The organism is Paludisphaera rhizosphaerae, from assembly GCF_011065895.1.
In the GTDB taxonomy this organism is placed as follows: domain Bacteria; phylum Planctomycetota; class Planctomycetia; order Isosphaerales; family Isosphaeraceae; genus Paludisphaera; species Paludisphaera rhizosphaerae.
In genome coordinates this window covers 81,104-102,481 of record NZ_JAALCR010000013.1, presented here as the reverse complement: position 1 = coordinate 102,481, position 21,378 = coordinate 81,104, and the positions used below count along the sequence as shown (strand labels likewise).

Sequence of the window (21,378 nt, the reverse complement as noted above, 5' to 3'; positions counted from 1 at the left end):
TCTATCGGAGCAGTCGTGGGCTGGAGGTCAGTCGGTGGTGGTGACGAGGACCTCGTCGACCGACACGGCCCCGTGGCCGTGGCCGCTGAGCAGGCCGTTGAGCCGCCAGGCGGCTTCGCCGTGCTGGCTGGTGTCCAGACCTTCGTGCTCCTGGTCGTCGGGAACGCGGAGCGGGATGATCAGGTCGGTGATCTTGTAGAGGATCAACGAACCGACGAAGGCGAAGACGGCCACGATCACCAGGGCGATCATGTGGTACATGAACGTCTGGGTCTGACCGAACCACAGTCCGACGTCCTTGGCGAAGACGCCCGTCAGGATCATGCCCACGATGCCGCCGACGCCGTGGCAGGGGAAGACGTCTAGGGTGTCGTCGAGCGTCGAGCGGGTCTTCATGGAGACGGCCAGGTTCGAGACGATGCCGGCGACCAGACCGATCACCAGGCTGTGACGAACCGAGACGAAGCCGGCGGCCGGCGTGATGGCGACCAGGCCGACGACGGCGCCGATGCACGCCCCCATCGCCGAGGGCTTCTTGCCGCGGGCCCAATCAAAGAACATCCAGCCCAGCATCGCCATGGCCGAGGCCGTGTTGGTCGTCGCGAAGGCGAGGGTGGCGATGCCGTCGGCGGCGAGCGCCGAGCCCGCGTTGAAGCCGAACCAGCCGAACCACAGCATGCCGGTGCCGAGCATCACGTAGGGGATGTTGGCCGGCTCATGCGGGATGTTGTTCCGGTGGCTGTGACGACGACCGAGGATCATCGCTCCGGCCAGGGCCGCGAAGCCCGCCGACATGTGGACGACCGTGCCGCCGGCGAAGTCCTTGACGCCCCACTTGAAGAAGAGGCCCTGGGGGTGCCAGGTCATGTGGGCCAGCGGCGAGTAGATCACCAGGCTGAAAAGCACGATGAACAGCAGGTAGGCCGAGAACCGCACCCGCTCAGCGAACGAGCCGGTGATGAGCGCGGGCGTGATGATCGCGAACTTCAACTGGAACATCGAGAAGAGGAGGAGCGGGATCCCCATCTTCATCACGTCCGCCCCCTCGCCCAGCGTGACCGAGCTGGCGACGTTGTGGTCGAACATGAAGAACGTCCGCGGATCGCCGATGATCCCGAACCCGCCAAGGTCGTTGCCGAAGGCCAGGCTGAAGCCGACGAACACCCACAGCAGGCTGATTACGCCCAGAGCGATCACGCTCTGGAGCATCGTCGACACGACGTTCTTGCTACAGACCATTCCACCGTAGAAGAACGAGAGACCCGGCGTCATGAGGAGGACGAGAGCCGAGGCGGTCAGCATCCAGGCGACATTGCCGGCGTTCACCTCGTCACCGGCCGGCAGATCAACGCCAGTGTCGAACGGCACCAGGGCAAGAGCCGCGAGGGCTACGAGTAACGCAAACGGTGCCACTGCACGTTTCATGGGCAGGTCCTTCTACAAGGGAGGCAGAGAGTGAGGACTCATCGATGGCGGGTCGAGGATGCACGTCGCCGAGTCGTCGCGTTCCGCATCGTCGGAAGCTACGGCGCCGTCGAGATTTAGGCACATAAGGGTGCGAGCTTTTCGACGGGGTTTTTCATGCACGACGCGGGAGTCGAAGAGGCCGTAGAGCAACCGATGTGCCAGCGCAAAAATTCACGCCGAGGGGGAGAGCCTCGGCGTGGAAGGGAGAGGCGCGGATTGGACCACGATCACCACAGGATGATGGCGTCGACGGCCAGGGTCAGCTGGCTCTTGCGGGTCCCGTCCGTAAAGGCTGCGTGATACTGAGACCAGTCGTAGCGGGCCTCGGGCCGGATCCAGAGGTTCGGGACCGGCTTGTAGATCATGCCGAGGGTCATCTCATAGAAGCGGTCGCCGACGTACTGGCCGTCGACGATCTGCTGCGTGCGAGCGCCCTGGGGATCCCAGAAGACTTCCGACCGCCACACGCCGGTCAGCTTCTGATGGAACTCGTACAGGAACCAGTTGCCGAAGCTGAACCAGGTGCCGTCGCGAGGCGCCCCGTTGGCGCCGCCGGAGCCAAGACCGGGGATGGCCCGCTCCCAGCCCTGGTCGGTTTCCATGACCTGGGTGAGCTTGTCAGACCACTTGTGCGTGCCGACGGTCGTGAACAGGGTTCGGTCGTTCCGCCAGTAGCCCGGATTGCGTAGTCCGGTGAGGGTCGGGATGTTGACATACCCAGTGGGGTAGATCTGCTGACCGTTGGGCAGGAAAGATGGGTACTGGTTGGGCCCCCAGACGGCAGTAAAGGCCAAGGTCGTCTTGTCGTCCTGGCTCGTCCAGGAGAAGCCGCCAATGTAGCCCCACGCATAACGCTCGTTGACGAACCGGTCCCAACCGTTGATGGCGCCGTTATAGAGATTGAACTTGTCGGTGACGTGCCAGGTGGTCAGGGCGCCGACATGGGTGAACGGTTGGCCGTAGTTGAACATGTAAGGCACAGAGAGCAGCGGGCGGGCGATCGCGGGCACCTGTTCGTAACCGGCGATCGTGTACCACTTGCCGGCCTTGACGTCGATGCCCCCCTCGGTCAGGAACGGGAGGTGAACCTCGCCATAGAGCTGGGGAATGTCGTACCCCATGTGGTTCAACGGGAACGAGCCGTTCAGGAAACCTTGCTCGTAGTTGAACTGCCAGTCGTGGCCGAACATGTTGTCCATGCGGAAGCCGAAGTTGATCGTGTCATCCTGCTCCACGACCTTTTCGACCACGATGTAATATTGGTTTCCCATCCACCAGTTGGCCTTGTGGTTGGGATTCACGCCAAAGTTCTCGCCCAGCGTCCCCCGGCCGTTCGTGTTGCCGGTGTAGCTGTTCTGGAGCCAGCCGTAGATCTTGATGGGCGATTCCTCGAAGCCCAGCAAGTCCTGCAGGTGCTTCGGCTCATCGGCCTTGTCGGCCTCATCCTCGGCGGCGTCGACGGCGGCGGTCTCTTCGGTCGGTGCTCCGCCGCCGATGTTACGGTCGGCAGCCGGAACCGCGAGATCCGGCGTCCCGGGCGAGGTGCCCGCCCCAAACGGATCGCCGACCGGAGGCGCAGGAGAGGGAACACTCGGGACGCCGATCGGAGGCGTCGATTCCTGCATCACGCGCTGGAGATAGGGATCGCTCGGACTGGGACGTACGCCCTCAGCCGAGGCGGAGACCGGCGCGTCCTGGGCCCTAAGATAGCGGCCGGCGGTCGGGGCGTTATTCCGTCCCCACGAGGATGGGTCGAAGAATCGACGCACCCGGCTGGTCTTGGCGGCATCCGCAGGAACAACCCCTGCTTCTTCCTGCGCCAGGGCCCCGACCGGCTGAAGTATGACGAAAGCAGCCAGGCCGCACGCCCAGCCCCGAACGTTTCGCGGAAAACGTATTATCATGGGATCGACATCCTGTCTTGCCTGGATATTCATCGCGATCAGGGGTCGTCCTTGACCCTGGAACGAACGAGTCGTTCATGTCGTCTCGCAGAAAACATCGGTCCAATCGAATCAATGGATTACTGATTCCTTTGGATTAAAGCTTCCTCAGAGCGTTATCCTCACATCCGATGCGCCAGGATCAGTCGTTCCAAACGCTCTTCGTGAGCGGTTAATAAAGCGACCCCGGGCCGACGGCGAGCTGCCGTCGACCCGGGGTCATCGATTCTTGAATCAAAATCGGGAGAGTCAGGCGAACGGACGCATCACGTTGCCGTGCTCCAGCGGGCGAGGCAGCTCCGTGGCTCCCATAAGGAATTCGTCGATGGTCGCCGCGGCGTGCCGGCCTTCAGCGATGGCCCAGACGATCAGGCTCTGTCCGCGGGTCATGTCGCCGGCCGCGAAGACCTTGGACACGTTCGTCCGACGGAATTCGTCGCTCTTGACGTTCCCCATCCGGTCGAGCTCGACGCCGAGCTGTTCCAGCAGGCTGCCTCGTTCAGGGCCGACGAAGCCCATGGCGAGCAGGACGAGGTCGGCCGGGTAGGTCATCTCGCTCCCGGGGACCTCGACGAACTTCGGACGGCCGTTCTCGACGACCATCTCGACCCGGACGGTCTCCAGAGCCGTGACCCGGCCGTTTTCGCCGTGGAACCGCTTGGTGCTGATCTGATACTCCCGAACCCCTCCCTCCTCGTGGGCGGAAGAGACGCGGAAGATGTTCGACCACTGCGGCCAGGGGTTGGCGGGCGCCCGACCCTCGGGAGGACGAGGAACGATCTCGAACTGGTGGACGGACTTGCAACCATGCCGATGCGAGGTGCCGAGGCAGTCCGCGCCGGTGTCGCCGCCGCCGATGATGATGACGTGCTTGTCGGCCGCGGTGAGCGATGGATTCTCCTCGATCTCGTCGCCCGCCCCGCGCTTGTTCTGAGGGGTCAGGAAGTCCATCGCGAAGAGGACGCCGTCGAGCTCACGGCCCTCGATCGGCAGGTCGCGCGGCTGTGTCGCTCCGCCGCACAGGCAGATCGCGTCGAAGTCCGCCAGCAGGGAGTCGCCCGTGACGTCCGCGCCGACGTTTACGTTCGGCTTGAAGACGACGCCCTCGGCCTCCATCTGCTCAAGACGGCGGTCAAGGTGCCGCTTCTCCATCTTGAAGTCAGGGATCCCGTAGCGAAGCAGTCCGCCGATGCGGTCGGCCCGCTCGAAGACCGTGACGTCATGACCGGCCCGCGCGAGTTGCTGAGCCGCGGCTAGCCCCGCCGGCCCGGAGCCGACGACCGCCACCGTCTTGCCCGTCTTGACCTTCGCAGGCTGCGGCTGGACCCAGCCCTCGTCCCAGGCGCGATCGATGATCCCGACTTCGATCTGCTTGATCGTCACGGGGTCGCTGTTGATCCCCAGGACGCACGAGGCCTCACAGGGGGCCGGGCAGAGCCGTCCGGTGAACTCGGGGAAGTTGTTGGTCTGGTGCAGGCGATCGATCGCCGCTCGCCACTGGTCGTGGTAGACCAGGTCGTTCCAGTCCGGGATCAGGTTCCCCAGCGGACAGCCCTGGTGGCAGAAGGGGATGCCGCAGTCCATGCAGCGGGCCCCTTGCGCCTTGAGCTTGTCATCCGGAAAAGGGTGATAAACCTCCAGGTAGTCGCCAAGACGTTCCTGGACCGGGCGTCGCGAGGGAGTCTCGCGGGCGATTTCAAGAAAGCCGCTCGGCTTACCCATGCGTCACCTCCATCTGGGCTTCGGCCTCTCCAACCTGCTCGGCGGCGGCCTTCTTTCGTTCTTCGAGCACGCGGCGGTAGTCCAGCGGCATCACCTTCACGAACATCTCGACGGACCGCTCCCAGTCGGAGAGCAGTCGGGCGGCGACTGCGCTCCCGGTGTAGCCGGCGTGCTGGATGAGGAGGTCGCGGATCAGCTCCGCGTCCTCCGAGTCGGGTTTCTCAAGGGCGACCATCGTGAGGTTGCAGCGCGACTCGAAGTCGCCAGCCTCGTCGAGGAGGAAGGCGACGCCGCCGCTCATGCCCGCCGCGAAGTTCCGCCCGGTTCGACCGATGACGAGGACGACGCCGCCGGTCATGTATTCGCAGCCGTGGTCTCCGGTCCCTTCGACGACCGTCTGCGCACCGCTGTTGCGGACGCAGAACCGCTCGCCGGCGCGGCCTCGGAAGAAGGCTCGGCCCGCTGTCGCCCCGTAAAGGGCCACGTTGCCGATCAGCACGTTCTCCTCAGCGACGTACTTCGCCGTCTTGGGCGGATAGACGATGATCTTGCCGCCGGAGAGCCCCTTGCCGACGTAGTCGTTGGAATCGCCCTCGATCGTCAGGGTCATGCCCTTGGGGACGAAGGCGCCGAAGCTCTGGCCGGCGGAGCCGTTGAACTTGATCTTGATCGTGTCGTCCGGGAGCCCGGCGCCGCCGTACTTTCGGCTGACCTCGCTGCCGAGGATGGTGCCGACCGTCCGGTTGACGTTGATGACCGGGAACTCCAGCGAGACAGGCTCGCCGCGTTCCAGGGCCGGTGCACAGGCCGGCACGAGCGTGGTGACGTCGAGCGAGCTTTGGATGCCGTGATCCTGCTCTTTCGTGCGGCGGACCTGCACCTCAGGGCCGACTTCGGGGCGGTAGAAGATCTTCGAGAAGTCGAGCCCCTTGGCCTTGTAGTGGTCGAGGGCCCGCTTCATGTCAAGCAGGTCGCTGCGGCCGATCATCTCGTCGATGGTCCGGAAGCCGAGCTGGGCCATCAGCTCGCGGACTTCCTCGGCGATGTACTTGAAGAAGTTGACGACGTGCTCGGCCTTGCCCCGGAACTTCTCGCGAAGCTTGGGGTTCTGGGTGGCGATGCCGACCGGGCAGGTGTCGAGATGGCAGACCCGCATCATGATGCAACCCATCACGACGAGGGGGGCGGTGGCGAAGCCATACTCTTCGGCCCCGAGCAACGCGGCGATCACCACGTCGCGGCCGGTCTTGAGCTGGCCGTCGGTCTGGACGACGATGCGGTCGCGGAGCTTGTTCAGGACGAGAGTCTGCTGCGTCTCGGCCAGGCCCAGTTCCCAGGGGGCGCCGGCGTGCTTGATCGAGGTCAGCGGGCTCGCGCCGGTGCCGCCGTCGTGGCCGCTGATGAGGACGACGTCGCTGTGAGCCTTCGCCACACCCGCGGCGACGGTCCCCACGCCCACCTCCGCCACCAGCTTGACGTTGATCCGCGCCCGCGGGTTGCTGTTCTTGAGGTCGTAGATCAGCTGGGCGAGGTCTTCGATCGAGTAGATGTCGTGGTGCGGCGGTGGGCTGATGAGGCCCACACCGGGCGTGGAGTAGCGAACCTTGGCGATCCACGGCCAGACCTTGTGGCCGGGAAGCTGGCCGCCTTCGCCGGGCTTGGCCCCCTGAGCCATCTTGATCTGGATCTCGTCCGAGTTGACGAGATACTCGCTCGTCACGCCGAATCGGCCGGAGGCCACCTGCTTGATGGCGCTTCGCTTGCTGTCGCCGTTGGGGAGCGGCTTGAACCGCTCGGGATCCTCGCCCCCTTCGCCGGTGTTCGACTTGCCGCCGAGCCGGTTCATGGCGATGGCCAGGGTTTCATGCGCTTCGGCCGAGATCGAGCCGTAGCTCATGGCGCCGGTGGCGAACCGCTTGACGATCGACTCGATGGGCTCGACCTCCTCGATGGGGATCGGCGTGCAATCATCGAGTCGGAAGGTGAACAGGCCGCGAAGCGTATTGAGCCGCTCGCTCTGCTCGTCGATCAGCTTCGTGTACTGACGGAAGATGTCGAACCGGCCGGCCTGCGTCGCGTGCTGGAGCCGGAAGACGGTCTCGGGATTGAACAGGTGGAACTCGCCGTCGCGGCGCCACTGGTACTGACCGCCCTCTTCGAGGGTTCCGGCGGACAACTCCCGCGGCGAGAACGCGCGGGTGTGGTGCTCCAGCGTCTCGCGGGAGATCTCCTCCAGGCCCACGCCGCCGATCCGCGATGCGGTCTTGTCGAAGTATTCGCGGACGAACTCCTGATTGAGGCCGATCGCCTCGAAGATCTGCGCACCGCGATAGCTCTGGATCGTGCTGATGCCCATCTTGGACATCACCTTCACGACCCCCTTCTTGATCGCCTTCTGGTAGCGGTGGATCGCTTCCTCGTAATCGAGCCCCTTGAGGACCTTCTGGCGGATCAGGTCATAGAGGGTCTCGAAGGCGACGTACGGGTTGATCGTGCCGGCGCCGTAGCCCAGCAGCAGGGCGAAGTGGTGGACCTCGCGGGCGTCGCCGCATTCGATCAAGAGCCCGGCGCGGGATCGCAGGCCCTGGCGGACGAGGTGATGGTGCAGCCCCGAGCAGGCCAGCAGCGACGGAATCGGAGCCATCTCTTCATTGACGCCCCTATCCGACAGGATGATCAGGCTCGCGCCGCCTCGAATCGCCTCGCAGGCCTGCTCGAAAAGCTGTTCGAGGGCCGCTTTCATGCCGGCGACGCCTTCGGACGCCCGGAAGAGCATCGGCAGCGTGACCGAGGTGAAGCCGCGCCAGCCGTCGAGCTGCTTCAGACGGGCCATCTCGTCGTTGTCGACGATCGGCATATCGAGCGCGATCTGGCGGCAGGAATCGGGAGACGGCTCCAGCAAGTTCTTCTCGCCGCCGGCGCCGGTGAAGACCGAAGTCACCAACTCCTCGCGGATCGCGTCCAGCGGCGGGTTGGTCACCTGGGCGAAGAGCTGCTTGAAGTAGCTGTAGAGAGGCTGGGCGCGGTCGGAGAGGACGGCCAGCGGGGCGTCGTTGCCCATCGAGCCGATCGCCTCTTCGCCCTTCTCGCCCATAGGCCCAACGATGTACTTAAGGTCTTCAAGGGTGTAGCCGAACGCCTGCTGGCGCTGCGAGAGGGTCCGCCGGTCGGGGCCGGGGACCATGGGGGCCGCCGGCAGGTCGGCCAGCGGGACCATGTACTCCTTGAGCCATTCGCCGTAGGGCTTGGCGGAGGCGATCTTGTTCTTCAACTCCTCGTCGCCGACGATCCGCCCCTGCTCCAGGTCGATGAGGAACATCCGGCCCGGCTCCAGCCGGCCCTTCGACTCGACCTGCTCGGGGGGAACCTCCAGGGCGCCGACCTCGGAGGCCATGATGACGCGGCCATCGGTCGTGACGACGTATCGGCTGGGCCGCAGGCCGTTACGGTCGAGCGTGGCGCCGACGCACTTGCCATCGGTGAAGACGACCGACGCGGGCCCGTCCCAGGGCTCCATCAGGCAGGAGTGATAGGCGTAGAAGTCCTTCTTCACCTGGGACATCGACTCGTGATTTTCCCAGGCCTCCGGGATGAGCATCATCATCGCGTGGGCCAGGTCGTAACCGGAGCGGACGAGCAACTCCAGGGCGTGATCGAGGCACGCGGTGTCGCTGAGCCCCTCGCGGATGATCGGCTTGATCTGGTCCAGATCGCCGGGCTCGTAGAGGCTCGACTCGAAGAGGGACTCGCGGGCTCGCATCCAATTGATGTTGCCGCGGAGCGTGTTGATTTCGCCGTTGTGCGAGATCAACCGATACGGGTGAGCCAACTCCCAGCTCGGGAACGTGTTGGTGCTGAAGCGAGAGTGGAACATGCAGATCGCGCTGACGAGCAACGGATCGCGGAGATCGTCGGCGTAGTACTCTTCCACCTGCGCCGGCGTGAGCATCCCCTTATAGACGACCGTCCGGCAGGACAGGCTGGGGAAGTAGAAGAACTTGTGATCGTTGAGGCCCGACTCCATGATCCCCGATTCGAATCGGTTGCGGATCACGTAGAGCTTGCGATCGAAGGCGTCGGCGTCCTTGACGTTCGGCCCGCGGCCGATCATCGCGTGGAAGACGGCGGGCTCGACGGACTTCGCGCCGTCGCCGAGCGGCGAGTTGTCCGTCTTGAGTTGTCGCCAGCCGAGGAACACCTGACCTTCGTCGGCGACGAGTTCCTCGAACAGCTTGCGGCCGAATTCCTGCTGTTCCGGGTCGGGCGAGGTGAAGAAGGCGCCGACGCCGTAGGTCTCGGGCTCGCCCAGTTCGATGCCGAGCGGGGCGCAACGAGCCTTGAGGAACTCGTGGGGGATCTGGATCAGGATCCCGGCGCCGTCGCCGGTGTTGTTCTCGCAGCCGCAGGCGCCGCGGTGGTCCAGGTTGACCAGGGCCTTGAGGCCGTCGCGGACGATAGCGTGGGACTTACGGCCTTTGATATCGACGAGGAAGCCCACGCCGCAGCCGTCGTGTTCGTTCGCCGGGTCATAGAGACCCTGACGAGGGGGGATTCCGTGTCGCATCGCGTTGGTCCTTCCAGGACTGGCTTTCATCGGACAAGGTCGATCGGGAGGCGGTCGCGTCGGCCGACCGGCGTATCGGGTCGGCGGGGACCGGGTGTTTCTTGGACTCGGAGCCGCCGTCGGGGGTCCGAGAGCCCCTCTCGGGGCGTCGAGGCGATTCGGGCCGGAGCCGCTGGGAGACCGCGCCGGGAGGAAGGCGAGGGCTCCGGCCTGTTCTAAACCTGAACGAGCCGCAAAAGCCGTCAGGAGGAGGATGCGGCTGGAACTCGACGAGTCGCCGGCGGGCCCACCGCCTCCAGCTCGCAACCCGTGAGCAATTCCAGGAATCGGGTCGTCGTGACGTCCAGTTTGTCATGGCGACGGTGGATGATCGCCAGTGGACGTGTCAAGCGGTGCTTTGGGTCCTGACCTTCGATCCTAAGACTCGCCAGCGTGCCCGCTCGGACTTCCTCTTCGACCGAAGGTTCGGGCAGGATGGCCACGCCCGCAGAGATCTCAACAGCCCGCTTGATGTTCTCAATGTTGTCGAACTCAAGCGCGACCTCCACCTCGACGTCGTGACGCCTGAGGAAGCGGTCGATCGCTTTCCGGATCGAGAGCTCAGAATCGAAGCCGACGAACGTCTCGCCATCCAGGTCGCCGACGGAGATCGTCCCCCGGTGGGCGAACCGATGCGAGGGAGAGGTCACCAGGACCATTGGCTCCTCGCGCCAGGGGATCACCACCAGCTCGGACCACTTCCGCGGAAAAGAGATCAAACCCAGCTCGACGTCGCCTTCTCTCACCCGCTCCACAACCTGAGTCGGGTGGAGGTACTCCAGCCGGACGCTCGCTTCGGGATGGCGCTCCTCGAAGGTCTTGACGTAGCGGCTCATGTGAAGCAGGCCCACCGAGTAGATCGCCGCCACCCCCACGGTGCCGGTCGCTTTTCGATCGTCGTTCAACGTCCGGACGCGATCCTCAAGGTCGAGATAACGCGCCACGAGATCCTTGCAGCCCTCGTAGTAGATCTTCCCTTCTTCGGTCAGAACAAGAGGCCGTTTCGATCGGTCGATCAGGCGCACTCCCAGCCGAGTCTCCAGCTGGTGAACGGCCTGGCTCGCCGACGACTGCGAGATCTTGTTCTCCGACGCACCTCGCGAAAAGCTCGCACAACGCACGACGTCGCAGAAGATCTGGAGCGATTCGAACTGCATGCGACTTCGCCCGCCCGCATTTTTCTCGATAGTGCGCGCCGACCCATATCGGAATTCGTAATAGTTAACGCTCCGGCGCGCGGCCGCGTCAAGGGGTTTTCACGAAAAAGCGCCAACGCCCGGGCTGTTTGTACGTATCAGTCTGGAAAAGTCGCTACGCTTTGCGCAAGCGTTGCGGATCAGCCTGCCACGCGGATCTCCGAGTCAATCGGTCGGAGTCGAACGTTCGGCCCAATCGCGGACGACCTCGGCGATCCGCCCAGCCTCGGCCATCGCTCCCAGGCCGATGTCGCCGCAGGCGAGACGTTTGGACTGAGGAGGGACGAGGATCAGCGCTGGTGCTTCCCGAGCGAAGTGGAGTTCGGCCGATTCGAGCGACCATCCCGCCGGGGCGTCGCGTCCTGTCTGGTCGGACCAGAGCTGCGCCAGGTGCCGGGAGGTGGCCGGCTTGTCCCACATCATCGTGTTCATGGCAGGGGCCAGAACGACGGGGCGACCGAAGTCCCACGCCCGGAACAAGCAGGTGAGGAGGTTGTCGCAGAGCCCCAGCGCGAACTTGCCGAGGGTGTTGGCGTCGAGCGGAGCGACCACGAGGAGATCGGCCCAGCGACGCAATTCGATGTGAAGGACCTCATCCCCGCGGCGATATTGGTCGCCCGGCCACTCGTCGGCGTCGCGGTGGAGTTTCACGCCGCTGGGGAGTTCGTCGGCTCCAAAGAAGTAGAGCGCCGGCTCCGTGGCGACGACTCGTACTTCATGCCCCTGCTCAACGAGCGCAGAACAGAGCGCGGGGACGCGCACCGAGGCGACCGAACCCGTGGCGCCGATGATAATGCGAGGCATAGACGTTTCGATCTCGATGCGACCCTGCGATGCTCAGCGATGGTCGGCGGAGAGGGGTTTGATTTCGCTGTTTACGGCCTCGACCAGGCGGTTCCAGAGCGAACTCTGCAACTGCTGCGTCTGACGCTTTGAGAGCATCAGCCGCTCGGAGGCTCGTTCGGCGAGGATTGAGACGATCACCTTAACGTCCCCATTGATGTGGCCCGTCAGATCCTCGAACTCGGCGGGGAGTTCCAGGGATCGCAGTTTGGGGATCTGGGTGCGCGGAGTCATTGTTGAACCCTCCTTGGCCGGGGAGGCCGGGTTGTCGTCCAAGACGTCCTTGATGCAGACACTACCCCGGCGATTCACCCTCGGTCAAGCAGACAGGCGGCGGTCTTCTCGACCGAAGCGCGACGAATTCGGAGCTTGGTCGAGACCGACATATCCAGAGTCGTTTTCCTCATGGCACGACGTACGACCGCCACGACGAATCATAGGACGACTCGGCGAGCGTTTCCATCGAAAACACCGGACGTCTCGACGTCGTTGCTTCAGAACCACGTCGGCTCCGGCTCTTTCCGCGCGCCCGGACCCAGTGCCTGAGTGACCAACTCCACGATTCGCGGCCCGTCGACCAGCTCGATTGGGTTCTCTGCGGCGAACTTCTCAGCAGCGAGAGAGAACGTGCTCGTGGTGACGAAGTAACCCTTGTGTGCGTGGGCGTGATGCACCGAGCCAAGAAATTTCTGAAGCTCAGGCGAGCCGACGACGCCCCGCTTGTGATACTTGCACTGGACGATCGCGATCAGTTCGCCGCGACGAATGTGCAAGTCGATTCCCTCGTCGCCGCTGCCGCCGACCTGGGAGACCTCGAACCCCATCGCCTCGAACAACTCGCCGACGAACTCCTCGAAGGTCTCCGGCGACAGGTTCGTGAGCTGGGCCAGCTTCAACTCCGCTCGCCTCGCCTGAAGGCGAAGCCGTTCGACTCGCTCCTTGTGGTCGCGGACCTCTTCGCGAAGCCTGGCGACCTCCGCCTCATGAATCGCACGCTCGGCCGCGTCGACGCGCGTCAGGTATCGGTCGATCTTGAATAAGGCGTTCTCGATCGAATTGTCCAGCCGCCCACGTTCCGCTCGGGTGAGTTGGTTCTGGTAGCGGCGGAAGACCGCGTATTGAAGATGCTCGACGGCCCCGGCCATCTCGGCGGCCGAGGTGATCGCGGGAGCGTCTTCCTGGTAAGGGGCGGCCTTCCACAGAAGCCCCTGTTGCACGGCTCCGGCGCCTGAAGGAACGGTGAGAACGCCTTCCTCGGCCCGGGCGCGAAGCCATCCCAGCAGTCTTGCGGCGCACTCCGGTCCAAAGCACTCCATGATGGGCGGCCTCCTCAAAGCGGCGACGAACGATCCGATTGTGACATTTTGTCCGACATCGCCGCCCCAACGCCAGTGACGCGGGGCGCCTGGCTCGTTGACGCAGAACCCTCGCGCCGCCAGAATCAGGGCCGTTGAGGGTCTCGATACACGCGGGAAACTTCAGCACAGGCGTCGTCGCGATGTTGCGACGACGCAGTTGGCGCGGTCTTCGCATGTTGCGAGGGTCGAGGAGGAAGCCATGGGACGCTTCGCCGTCATTCTACCAGCCGCCGGTCGTTCAACCCGGTTCGGCGACCCGAAGACCAAGAAGATCTACGCCGAATTGAGAGGGCGTTCGGTCTGGCTTCGCGCGCTGCAACCGTTCCTGAACAACGACGAGGTCGGGCAAGTCATCGTCGCGATCGCCGAAGAAGACCGCGAGATGTTCGACCGCCGCTATCGGGACAACGTGGCCTTCCTCGGTCTCGACGTGCTCGTCGGGGGAGCCGAGCGGGCCGACACCGTGGCCGCCGCTCTCGACCGCGTGAAGGGGTCGTGCGACTTCGTCGCGATTCACGACGCGGCCCGCCCGTGCATCACGCCGGCCCAGGTCTCCGCCGTCTTCGAGGTCGCCTTGAAGACGGGAGCGGCGATGCTGGCGACGCCTGTCGCGGAGACGATCAAGCGGGTCGAGGAGGGCGTCATCGTCGGGACGGTCCCGCGCGACCGGCTGTACCTTGCACAGACTCCGCAGGTCTTTCGCCGGGATTGGCTGGCGGAGGCCTATGAAAAGCGCGACCCGGCCGTCGCCGCGACCGATGATTCCCTGCTCGTCGAGGCGATCGGACGTTCCGTCGCGATCGTCGCGGGCTCGCCGTTCAACCTCAAAATCACGACCAAAGACGATCTCAGGCTGGCCGACGCGATCTTGACCGTCCTCGAACAGGAGGACGAGGCTCGATCATGCCGAGGCGGGCATCCCTTCGCCGACGAGGAAGGTCGGTGGGAAGACTTGCCCAAGCTTCGTGCCTCGGACCTGTTCAACTTCTGAATCGACGGCGGGCCGCGCCGCGAGGTTCGCGGCTGACAGCCCGCCTCGTCGACCGACCGTTCACTCGCCCAGGATCTTCTTGAGGGAAGGCTCGATGGCTTCCGCCCAACGCTCATAACCCTTGGGCGTGAGGTGGAGGAAATCGGGCATGATCTCCTTGGAGAGCGTGCCGTCCTTCTCCAGGAAGGTCTCGCCGATATCCAGGTAGTGGACCTTGCCGCCGTCGAGCTTGGCGATCTCGGCGTTGACCTGCTTCAGCTTGTCACGAACGGGGAGTTCGGGCTTCTCGCCGCGCGGGAAGACCGCCAGCAGCAGCACGTCGGTTTCCGGCAGACGGCTGCGAAGATCGGCGACGATCGCCTTCACGCCAGCCGCGATGGCGTCGACCGGGTCGGAGCCCGAGTTGTTCGTGCCGATCATCAGCACGACGGCCTTGGGCTTCAGGCCTTCGACCTCGCCGTTTTCCAGCCGCCACAGGACGTGCTGAGTGCGATCGCCGCCGATGCCCAGGTTAAGGGCCTTCCGCGGGGCGTAGAACTTCTGCCAGGCCTCGTTCTGACGCCACCCCGCCGTGATCGAATCGCCAAGGAACACGAGCGTCGCGCCGTTCTCCTCGCGGGCCTGCTTCGACTTTTCCAGGAGCGCCTCGTGCGTCTTCATCCACTTTTCGTCGCGAGGGGCGGGGGTGACGGCGGGGATGGCCTGCGCGGTCGCCTCGCCGGCCGAAAAGATCAGCGAGGAGACTGCCAGGGCGGCGGCGAGCGGCAGGGAGCCGAACGATTTCCGGAGCATATCGGAGGGACCTCGGGGTTGGAGGAGAAGACGGCGCGATCGAGCGCCGTGGGCGTGTCGAGAGCATCCTAAGTCGCGCGATGAGCGCGATCCAGACTCAACCGGTCCAGGGTCGGCCGAAGTGCTCCGCGTAGCAAACCTCGTCGAGATCGAAACGGCCCGGGAAGGGCTTCTCGACGGCGGCGTACCCCAACGCCACCAGGCAGCAGACGGAGTGATCCTCGGGAACGCCGAACTCTCGTTTGACGGCTTCCTCGTCGAACCCTTCCATTGGAGCGGACGCGACGCCCAGAGATTCGGCCGCGAGCATCATCGTGGCGGCGGCGAGCATCGTCGACCGCGTCGCCCAGAGCGCTCGATCCGTGAGGTCGCGGAATCCCGATGCGGCTCGACCTCGGATCTCGGCGGCTCGTTCTGGGGTGCAGGCTCCCGATTCGACCTGCAGTGCCAGCATTGGCTCCAGGTGAGTCCGATCGGGGTGGTGGTAGCCCAGGACGATCACGACGACGGACGCCTGCCCCACTTTGGGTTGATTCCGAGCGCAGCTTTGCAGCCGGCGGCGGTTCGCCGGGTCGCGGACGACGAGGAATCGCCAGGGCTGGAGGTTCGTCGACGACGGCGCAAGAGTGGCCAGACGCAGGATCTTCTCAAGCAGGTCGGAGTCAAGCCCTCGAGACGAGTCGAACGTCGGCGTGGCGCGGCGTCGAGTCGCAGCCTCCTCGACGGTGAGGGGACGCGGCGGAGTCGGTCCGAGGACTTCGGGCATGTTCGAGGGCTCCAATGGCGGGGCGGCCCCTGGCACGCCTCTTTCCACCGTTATAGACTTGCAACTCGGCCCCGTGGAAGGTTTTCAGTAGCCGCGAGGCGTGGGGTCGACAACCAGGAGAATCGCAACGATGAACTCGCGTAGATGGCCTCTCGGAACGCTCGCCGCTCTCGCGATCTCGATGGGAGCGGCCTCGGCTGCCCAGGCGCAGGAGTGGGTCTCCCTTTTCGACGGCAAGACGCTGAGCGGATGGACGGTCGGCGGCGGAGGCTCGGAGACGAAGTGGGAGGTCGTCGACGGGGAGATCCGCGGCTCGGGCAAGGCGTCGATGCTCTACAGCCCGAAGACCTACAAGAACTTCAAGTACCGCGCCGAGGTCAAGATCAACGACCACGGCAACTCCGGGCTGTACTTCCGCTCGCCGACGAACAAGGGGAACTTCGTCGACGGCTATGAGGCCCAGATCGACAGCACCCATACCGACCCGATCCGCACCGGCTCGCTCTACGGCTTCGTCCACGTCTACAAGAAGCTCGTGCCGCCCGACACGTGGTTCACCTACGAGATCGAGTGCGTCGACAAGGTCTGGCGCGGCAAGCCCGGCGCGTTCATCACGATCAGGGTGAACGGCGAGGAGCTGTACCAGTTCATGGACTTCGCCAACACCTGGAAGGACGGCGGCTACTTCGCCTTCCAGCAGCACGATCCGGGGAGCAAGGTCTCGATCCGCAAGATCGAGGTCCAGGAACTGCCGTGACGACGGCTCCTTGATTTTTGTATGATCTTCGCGGGACGCGGTCCAACGGGCCCCGGGCTCCTCTCTCCTCGCCGGCCGGCCTCCCTTCTCAACGGACCGCGTCTCGCCCGCCGATCCTTCGGCGGCGCTTTCGACTGCCCCCTGCAACACACTGGACGAGCGAGAGGATACGATGGCGAATATGTGGGTCCGTAAATCAATCTCGGCGCTGAAGGCCGAGGCGGCCGCGAGTGAAGAGGGCGGTCTGAAACGTACCCTCTCGGGCGTCAATCTGATCATGCTAGGCATCGGCGCCATCATCGGCGCGGGCTTCTTCGGCCTCACCGGTGAGGCGTCCGCCAAGTACGCGGGCCCCGCCATCCCGCTTTCGTTCGTCTTCGGGGCCGTGGTCTGCACTTTCGCCGGTCTCTGCTACGCCGAGATGGCCTCGACCGTCCCGGTCGCCGGCTCGGCCTACACCTACGCTTACGCCACAATGGGCGAGTTCATCGCCTGGCTGATCGGCTGGGACCTGATCCTTGAGTACATGGTTGGCGCGACGACCGTCGCCATCAACTGGTCGGGATACGTCGCCAGCTTTCTCCATGACCGCGGAATCGACATCTCTCCGCGTTTTCTCTCCTCGCCCGGCACGGCGATGATCGAGGTACCCGACGCGATCGCGGCCCAACTCCACCTCCGCCACGGCTGGTCGATGCTCGAGTCGGTCAAGGAAGCCCTCGTCACGGCTGGGGTCGACTACAGCGGTTTCCCGCAGGTCACCGCCCTCTTCAACGCCCCGGCCATGCTGATCGTCGCCCTGGTGACGGCCCTGCTGGTGGTCGGCGTCCAGGAATCGGCTCGCGTCAACAACGTCATCGTCTTCATCAAGGTCTCGATCCTGATCCTGCTCATCATCCTGGGACTGCCCCTCGTCAACAGCGCCAACTGGGACGGCCCGTTCATCCGTCCGGCCGAGGGCGATTGGACCGATTTCCGCTACGGTTGGGGCGGCATCATTCGGGCCGCGGGGCTCGTCTTCTTCGCCTTCATCGGATTCGACGCGGTTTCGACCACGGCTCAGGAAGCCAAGAACCCCCAGCGCGACATGCCCATCGGCATCATCGGCTCGCTGATTCTCTGCACGGCCCTCTACGTGCTCGGGTCGATCGTTCTCACGGGCGTCGTCAACTTCAAGCAGCTCCACGTTCCCGACCCGGTGGCCGTGGCGACCGACGCTATGAAGATGCCGTGGCTCTCGTTCTACGTGAAGATCGGCGCCATCGCCGGCCTCAGCTCGGTCATCCTGGTCATGCTCATGAGCCAGCCTCGAATCTTCTACGCCATGTCGAAGGACGGCCTGCTGCCGCCGATCGTCGCCAAGGTTCATCCTCGCTTCCACACCCCCTACGTCACGACGATCATCACGGGAATCGTGGTCATGATCGCCGCGGCCGTTCTTCCGCTCAGCGTCGCCGGCGAACTGACGTCCATCGGCACCCTGTTCGCCTTCGCCATCGTCTCCGCGGGAACGCTCTATCTTCGGATCACCCAGCCGGACGTCGAGCGGCCCTTCAAGGCCCCGGCCATCTGGTTCACGGCCCCGATGGGCGTCCTGACGGCCTTGGGCCTGATGATCCCGCTGCCCAAGGACACCTGGATTCGTCTGGTCGTCTGGATGGTCATCGGCCTGGTGATCTACTTCGCCTACGGCAAGAGCCACAGCGTCCTCGGCAACGCGAAGCCTAAGGAACTGGTCGGCGCCGGCGAAGTCGGCTGAGTCTCCTCGATCCCCGCCGGTCGTTCTCCGGCCGGCGGGGTCGTCCGGGCCTCAAGCTTCAACCGCTTGCAGGACCGCTGCCTCGGCCCCGGCCTCGCCCTCAAGGGCGGCCGGGCGAGGCGACAGCCAACGAGTAATCGCCGACGCCAGGATGACCGCCACGCAGGCGATCATCATGGCCGTGAGGCCGATGTTGAGCCATCCCTTCGCGACCTGCCCCGCCTTGATCATCCCCCAGAATTTGCCGGAGATTTCGTAGTACGCGGCGGTCGCCGTCGTGCAGACGACGAACGCCATCGGGGCGATGGTCGCCCAGGCGTAGCGGCCCCGGCCGGCGTTGAACAGGCCCGTCGTCACGACGGCCAGCGCGATGACCGCCAGCAGTTGATTGGCGAGGCCGAACATCGGCCAGATGCTCTCGACCGACCCCGTCGCGATGAAGTAGCCCCACGAGAAGACGACCAGGCCGGTGGCGAACATCGAGGCCGGCACCCACTCCAGGTCTCCCAGCGGCTTCCAGATCCGGCCGAGGATCTCCTGCACGAGGAACCGAGCGATGCGCGTCCCGGCGTCGATCGTGGTCAGGATGAAGAGCGCCTCGAACATGATGGCGAAGTGATACCAGAACGCCTTGAACGAGCCGAGGCCGGGCATCGCTTCGGTGAAGATCCGGGCCATGCCGACCGCCAGCGTCACCGCTCCGCCCGTTCGGCCGTGGAGCGACTCCTTCGTGTCGCGTTCCATCGCCACCAACTCGCTCTCGGGCGCGTGACCGCCGTCCATGTCGAACTCGCCGGCCTTCAAGAAGCGGGCGAAGTCGGGATTGGCGGTGAGGAAGTCAGGGCGTTTGCCCAGATCGATGTTGATGTCGTAGTACATCGAGCTCGGCAGCGCCGCGGCGGCGATCAGGGCGACCACGCCGACGAGGCCCTCCATCAACATCGCCCCGTAGCCGATCATCCGAACGTCCCCCTCGCGGTTCACCATCTTGGGGGTCGTGCCCGAGGCGACCAGCGCGTGGAATCCCGACACGGCTCCGCACATGATGCAGATGAAGAGATAGGGGAAGATCGGACCGTTGAAGTAAGGCCCGCCGCCGCTCGCGAAGAACGGGCTGACGGCCGGGGCGTGGAGCTTGGGGTTGGCGACCACCACGCCGGCGACCAGCAGGAAGATGGTGCCGATCTTCAGGAAGCTGGAGAGATAGTCGCGCGGGCAGAGCAGCAGCCAGACCGGCAGCACGGCCGCGACGAACCCATAGACGGCCACCGCGACGACCGTCCAGAACCGCGAGAGCGCGAAGTAAGGCTCCAGCGGCGAGTTCGGCACCAGGCTTCCCAGACCAGTGACCAGCAGGACGAGTACCGCGCCGATGAGGGAGGCCTCGACCACCTTCCCCGGCCGCAGCTTGTACATGTACCAACCGACGAACAGAGCGATGGGGATCGTCATCGCGATAGTGAACGTCCCCCAGGAGCTTCCCGGGACCAGCCGCACGGCCTTCTCGGGGAGGAGGAAGCCCTTGCCGTCAGGGGCTGCTTTCAGGGACTGGTCGCTCGGCACGGCGAGCTTGAACGACTCCTGGAACAGCATCGTCTGGTCTTCACCCGCGCCGAAGCGGTAGGTCGAACCGGGCGGCACGTCGTAGACCCTGGGGCTGTTCACCTCCATCTTCGAGGTGACCCGCGCACGCTCGGGATAGACCAGCGTGGTTCCGGCCTTCATCGCGACTTCCTCGCCGCCGAGGGCCTTCACGACGACGACCCCCAGTCCGGCCAGGGCGATGATGATGATGTAGAGGATGGCGATCGACGCCGCGACGCCCGCCGGACGACCGATCTCGGTCCGGGCCAGGCTCGCCAGGCTGCGCCCCCCGCGTTGGGTTGAGAGGGCCAGCACCATCATGTCCTGCACGGCCCCGGCCAGGCAGACGCCGACGACGATCCAGATCAGCCCCGGCAGGTAGCCGAACTGGATCGCCAGCACCGGCCCGATCAGCGGCCCGGCCCCGGAGATCGCCGCGAAGTGGTGGCCGAAGAGCACCCAGCGATTCGTCGGCTCGAAGTTCTGGCCGTCCTCGAACCGATGCGCTGGAGTCGTCCGCGAGTCGTCCAGCGCCGCGACCTTCACCGCCAGGAACTTGCTGTAGAACCGCAGCGCGATCGCAAGGATCGCCAGCACACCGATCATCACCGGCATCGCGTGCATCGTCATGAACCCGTCTCCCCTGGCTGCCACGATCGCTGTCGTCTCAAGGCCTCGCACGGCTGAGCCATGCGATCATATCAGAGCTGAGGTCTTCGGCGCACTTTCAGTCCCCACGCCTCTTCCGGCACCCAGAGCCTTCTGGAGTCGCTGGCCCTTCTTCTTGGCCACCTTCGCTCGCTCAGCGGTTTCCTCGGGGCTGGACCAGGCTTCGGGGTGAGTCTGGGCGTAGTAAGCGCTAGAGACGAGCAAGTCCTGCAGGCTGTAAATGTGCGTTCGGTGCCGCTCCGAGTTGGCCAGCTCGAAGTTCTGGTCCATCTTGATGGCGTCGAACGGGCAGTACTCGGCGCACAGGCCGCAGTTCATGCAGACGTCCATATCGATGAAGAAGTCCTCCGGGAGCGGGACGACCGTTCCCTTGGGGCTCTTCGCCTGGACCATCCAGATGCACTGGGGCGGGCAGACCTTCGCACAGATGTTGCACGACGTGCAGCGGACGTTGCCGTCCTCATCGTCGTAGATCAGGACCGGGAGCATCCGGAACCGCTCGAAGACCGGGAGGCGTTCGTCCGGGTATTCGACGGTGAACAGGCCGTCGATTGTGGCGTCCTGGACGACCACGCGCTCTTCACCCCGCGTTGGGGTCTTGAAGAAGTCGAGCGGCTGCGGGCCGCCTCCGCGACGCCTCAGCGCGAAGCCGTCGCGGACGTCCCGCGCGAACGTGAGCAGGAACCGCCTGAGCGTGATCCAGTGACCGCGGATGACGCCCGACCCGATGGCCATGAAACCCATCCCCTTCCCTCTGAATCAGCCTTCCCCCCTGGAGGGGGAAGGTGGCCCGAAGGGCCGGATGAGGGGGATGACCGACCTCGCGTTCGGTGCGATCGCGGGAGTCATCCCGCGCCGGTCGTCCCCCTCATCTGACCGCTTCGCGGTCTGTCTTCCCCCTCCAGGGGGGAAGACGTCGAAAACTCAC

General features: G+C 64.8%; 15 protein-coding genes. 3 read left to right on the top strand and 12 right to left on the bottom strand.

Going from position 1 to position 21,378, the window contains the following annotated elements; genetic code table 11:
• Positions 1-27: 27 nt before the first annotated feature.
• The 8 genes from G5C50_RS17920 to G5C50_RS17885 form a co-directional block, all read right to left on the bottom strand.
• Positions 28-1,425 carry an ammonium transporter gene (locus tag G5C50_RS17920; protein WP_165071570.1) on the bottom strand — a complete coding sequence of 466 codons (1,398 nt, stop codon included), beginning with the start codon at positions 1,423-1,425 and terminating at the stop codon, positions 28-30.
• Between the two features lie 269 nt (positions 1,426-1,694).
• Positions 1,695-3,371: an outer membrane beta-barrel protein gene (locus G5C50_RS17915; RefSeq protein WP_240907142.1), complete on the bottom strand. Its 1,677-nt coding sequence runs from the start codon at positions 3,369-3,371 to the stop codon at positions 1,695-1,697.
• 288 nt (positions 3,372-3,659) lie between these two features.
• Positions 3,660-5,132 (bottom strand): glutamate synthase subunit beta, encoded by a 1,473-nt coding sequence (locus G5C50_RS17910; protein WP_165071568.1) that lies wholly within the window; start codon positions 5,130-5,132, stop codon positions 3,660-3,662.
• Entirely contained in the window at positions 5,125-9,696 is a 4,572-nt protein-coding gene (gltB, locus tag G5C50_RS17905; RefSeq protein WP_165071566.1) for a glutamate synthase large subunit, read from the bottom strand. Before gltB ends, G5C50_RS17910 begins: the two co-directional genes overlap by 8 nt.
• Positions 9,697-9,938: 242 nt before the next feature.
• On the bottom strand, positions 9,939-10,892 hold the full coding sequence (locus tag G5C50_RS17900) for a LysR family transcriptional regulator (protein WP_165071564.1): 954 nt from the start codon (positions 10,890-10,892) through the stop codon (positions 9,939-9,941).
• 204 nt (positions 10,893-11,096) lie between these two features.
• Positions 11,097-11,735, bottom strand: a complete 639-nt coding sequence (locus G5C50_RS17895) for a flavoprotein (RefSeq protein ID WP_165071563.1) — start codon at positions 11,733-11,735, stop codon at positions 11,097-11,099.
• 33 nt (positions 11,736-11,768) lie between these two features.
• Entirely contained in the window at positions 11,769-12,008 is a 240-nt protein-coding gene (locus G5C50_RS17890) for a hypothetical protein (RefSeq protein ID WP_165071561.1), read from the bottom strand.
• Between the two features lie 260 nt (positions 12,009-12,268).
• The gene (locus tag G5C50_RS17885) at positions 12,269-13,090 is read right to left on the bottom strand and encodes a restriction endonuclease (RefSeq protein ID WP_165071559.1); all 822 of its coding nucleotides are present in this window, start codon (positions 13,088-13,090) and stop codon (positions 12,269-12,271) included.
• Between the two features lie 241 nt (positions 13,091-13,331).
• On the opposite strand from G5C50_RS17885, the gene ispD reads away from it, so the two are divergent.
• Entirely contained in the window at positions 13,332-14,123 is a 792-nt protein-coding gene (ispD, locus tag G5C50_RS17880; protein ID WP_165071558.1) for a 2-C-methyl-D-erythritol 4-phosphate cytidylyltransferase, read from the top strand.
• Between the two features lie 60 nt (positions 14,124-14,183).
• On the opposite strand, the gene G5C50_RS17875 is transcribed toward ispD, so the two are convergent.
• Both G5C50_RS17875 and G5C50_RS17870 read right to left on the bottom strand, forming a co-directional pair.
• The gene (locus G5C50_RS17875) at positions 14,184-14,915 is read right to left on the bottom strand and encodes a platelet-activating factor acetylhydrolase IB subunit (RefSeq protein WP_165071556.1); all 732 of its coding nucleotides are present in this window, start codon (positions 14,913-14,915) and stop codon (positions 14,184-14,186) included.
• A 97-nt stretch (positions 14,916-15,012) separates the two neighbouring features.
• Positions 15,013-15,681 carry a nitroreductase family protein gene (locus G5C50_RS17870; protein ID WP_165071555.1) on the bottom strand — a complete coding sequence of 223 codons (669 nt, stop codon included), beginning with the start codon at positions 15,679-15,681 and terminating at the stop codon, positions 15,013-15,015.
• 130 nt (positions 15,682-15,811) lie between these two features.
• On the opposite strand from G5C50_RS17870, the gene G5C50_RS17865 reads away from it, so the two are divergent.
• Entirely contained in the window at positions 15,812-16,438 is a 627-nt protein-coding gene (locus tag G5C50_RS17865) for a 3-keto-disaccharide hydrolase (RefSeq protein ID WP_165071554.1), read from the top strand.
• Between the two features lie 172 nt (positions 16,439-16,610).
• Positions 16,611-18,197, top strand: coding sequence for an amino acid permease (locus G5C50_RS17860; protein WP_165071552.1), 1,587 nt, complete (start codon positions 16,611-16,613; stop codon positions 18,195-18,197).
• 51 nt (positions 18,198-18,248) lie between these two features.
• Here the strand turns inward: G5C50_RS17860 and G5C50_RS17855 are convergent, their stop codons facing one another.
• A complete protein-coding gene (locus G5C50_RS17855) occupies positions 18,249-20,411 on the bottom strand; it encodes a carbon starvation CstA family protein (protein ID WP_165071551.1) in 2,163 nt (720 codons plus the stop codon).
• A gap of 66 nt (positions 20,412-20,477) precedes the next feature.
• Positions 20,478-21,185 carry a 4Fe-4S binding protein gene (locus G5C50_RS17850; RefSeq protein ID WP_165071550.1) on the bottom strand — a complete coding sequence of 236 codons (708 nt, stop codon included), beginning with the start codon at positions 21,183-21,185 and terminating at the stop codon, positions 20,478-20,480.
• Positions 21,186-21,378 lie beyond the last annotated feature (193 nt).

Excerpts from the sequence above, each read along its gene's own strand:
- G5C50_RS17895 (WP_165071563.1), bottom strand. The coding sequence starts at position 11,735 with ATGCCTCGCATTATCATCGGCGCCACGGGTTCGGTCGCCTCGGTGCGC.
- G5C50_RS17850 (WP_165071550.1), bottom strand. The coding sequence starts at position 21,185 with ATGGCCATCGGGTCGGGCGTCATCCGCGGTCACTGGATCACGCTCAGG.
- G5C50_RS17900 (WP_165071564.1), bottom strand. The coding sequence starts at position 10,892 with ATGCAGTTCGAATCGCTCCAGATCTTCTGCGACGTCGTGCGTTGTGCG.
- G5C50_RS17885 (WP_165071559.1), bottom strand. The coding sequence starts at position 13,090 with ATGGAGTGCTTTGGACCGGAGTGCGCCGCAAGACTGCTGGGATGGCTT.
- G5C50_RS17855 (WP_165071551.1), bottom strand. The coding sequence starts at position 20,411 with ATGACGATGCACGCGATGCCGGTGATGATCGGTGTGCTGGCGATCCTT.
- G5C50_RS17870 (WP_165071555.1), bottom strand. The coding sequence starts at position 15,681 with ATGCCCGAAGTCCTCGGACCGACTCCGCCGCGTCCCCTCACCGTCGAG.
- G5C50_RS17865 (WP_165071554.1), top strand. The coding sequence starts at position 15,812 with ATGAACTCGCGTAGATGGCCTCTCGGAACGCTCGCCGCTCTCGCGATC.
- ispD (WP_165071558.1), top strand. The coding sequence starts at position 13,332 with ATGGGACGCTTCGCCGTCATTCTACCAGCCGCCGGTCGTTCAACCCGG.
- G5C50_RS17920 (WP_165071570.1), bottom strand. The coding sequence starts at position 1,425 with ATGAAACGTGCAGTGGCACCGTTTGCGTTACTCGTAGCCCTCGCGGCT.
- G5C50_RS17890 (WP_165071561.1), bottom strand. The coding sequence starts at position 12,008 with ATGACTCCGCGCACCCAGATCCCCAAACTGCGATCCCTGGAACTCCCC.
- gltB (WP_165071566.1), bottom strand. The coding sequence starts at position 9,696 with ATGCGACACGGAATCCCCCCTCGTCAGGGTCTCTATGACCCGGCGAAC.
- G5C50_RS17875 (WP_165071556.1), bottom strand. The coding sequence starts at position 14,915 with ATGCTCCGGAAATCGTTCGGCTCCCTGCCGCTCGCCGCCGCCCTGGCA.
- G5C50_RS17910 (WP_165071568.1), bottom strand. The coding sequence starts at position 5,132 with ATGGGTAAGCCGAGCGGCTTTCTTGAAATCGCCCGCGAGACTCCCTCG.
- G5C50_RS17915 (WP_240907142.1), bottom strand. The coding sequence starts at position 3,371 with ATGATAATACGTTTTCCGCGAAACGTTCGGGGCTGGGCGTGCGGCCTG.
- G5C50_RS17860 (WP_165071552.1), top strand. The coding sequence starts at position 16,611 with ATGGCGAATATGTGGGTCCGTAAATCAATCTCGGCGCTGAAGGCCGAG.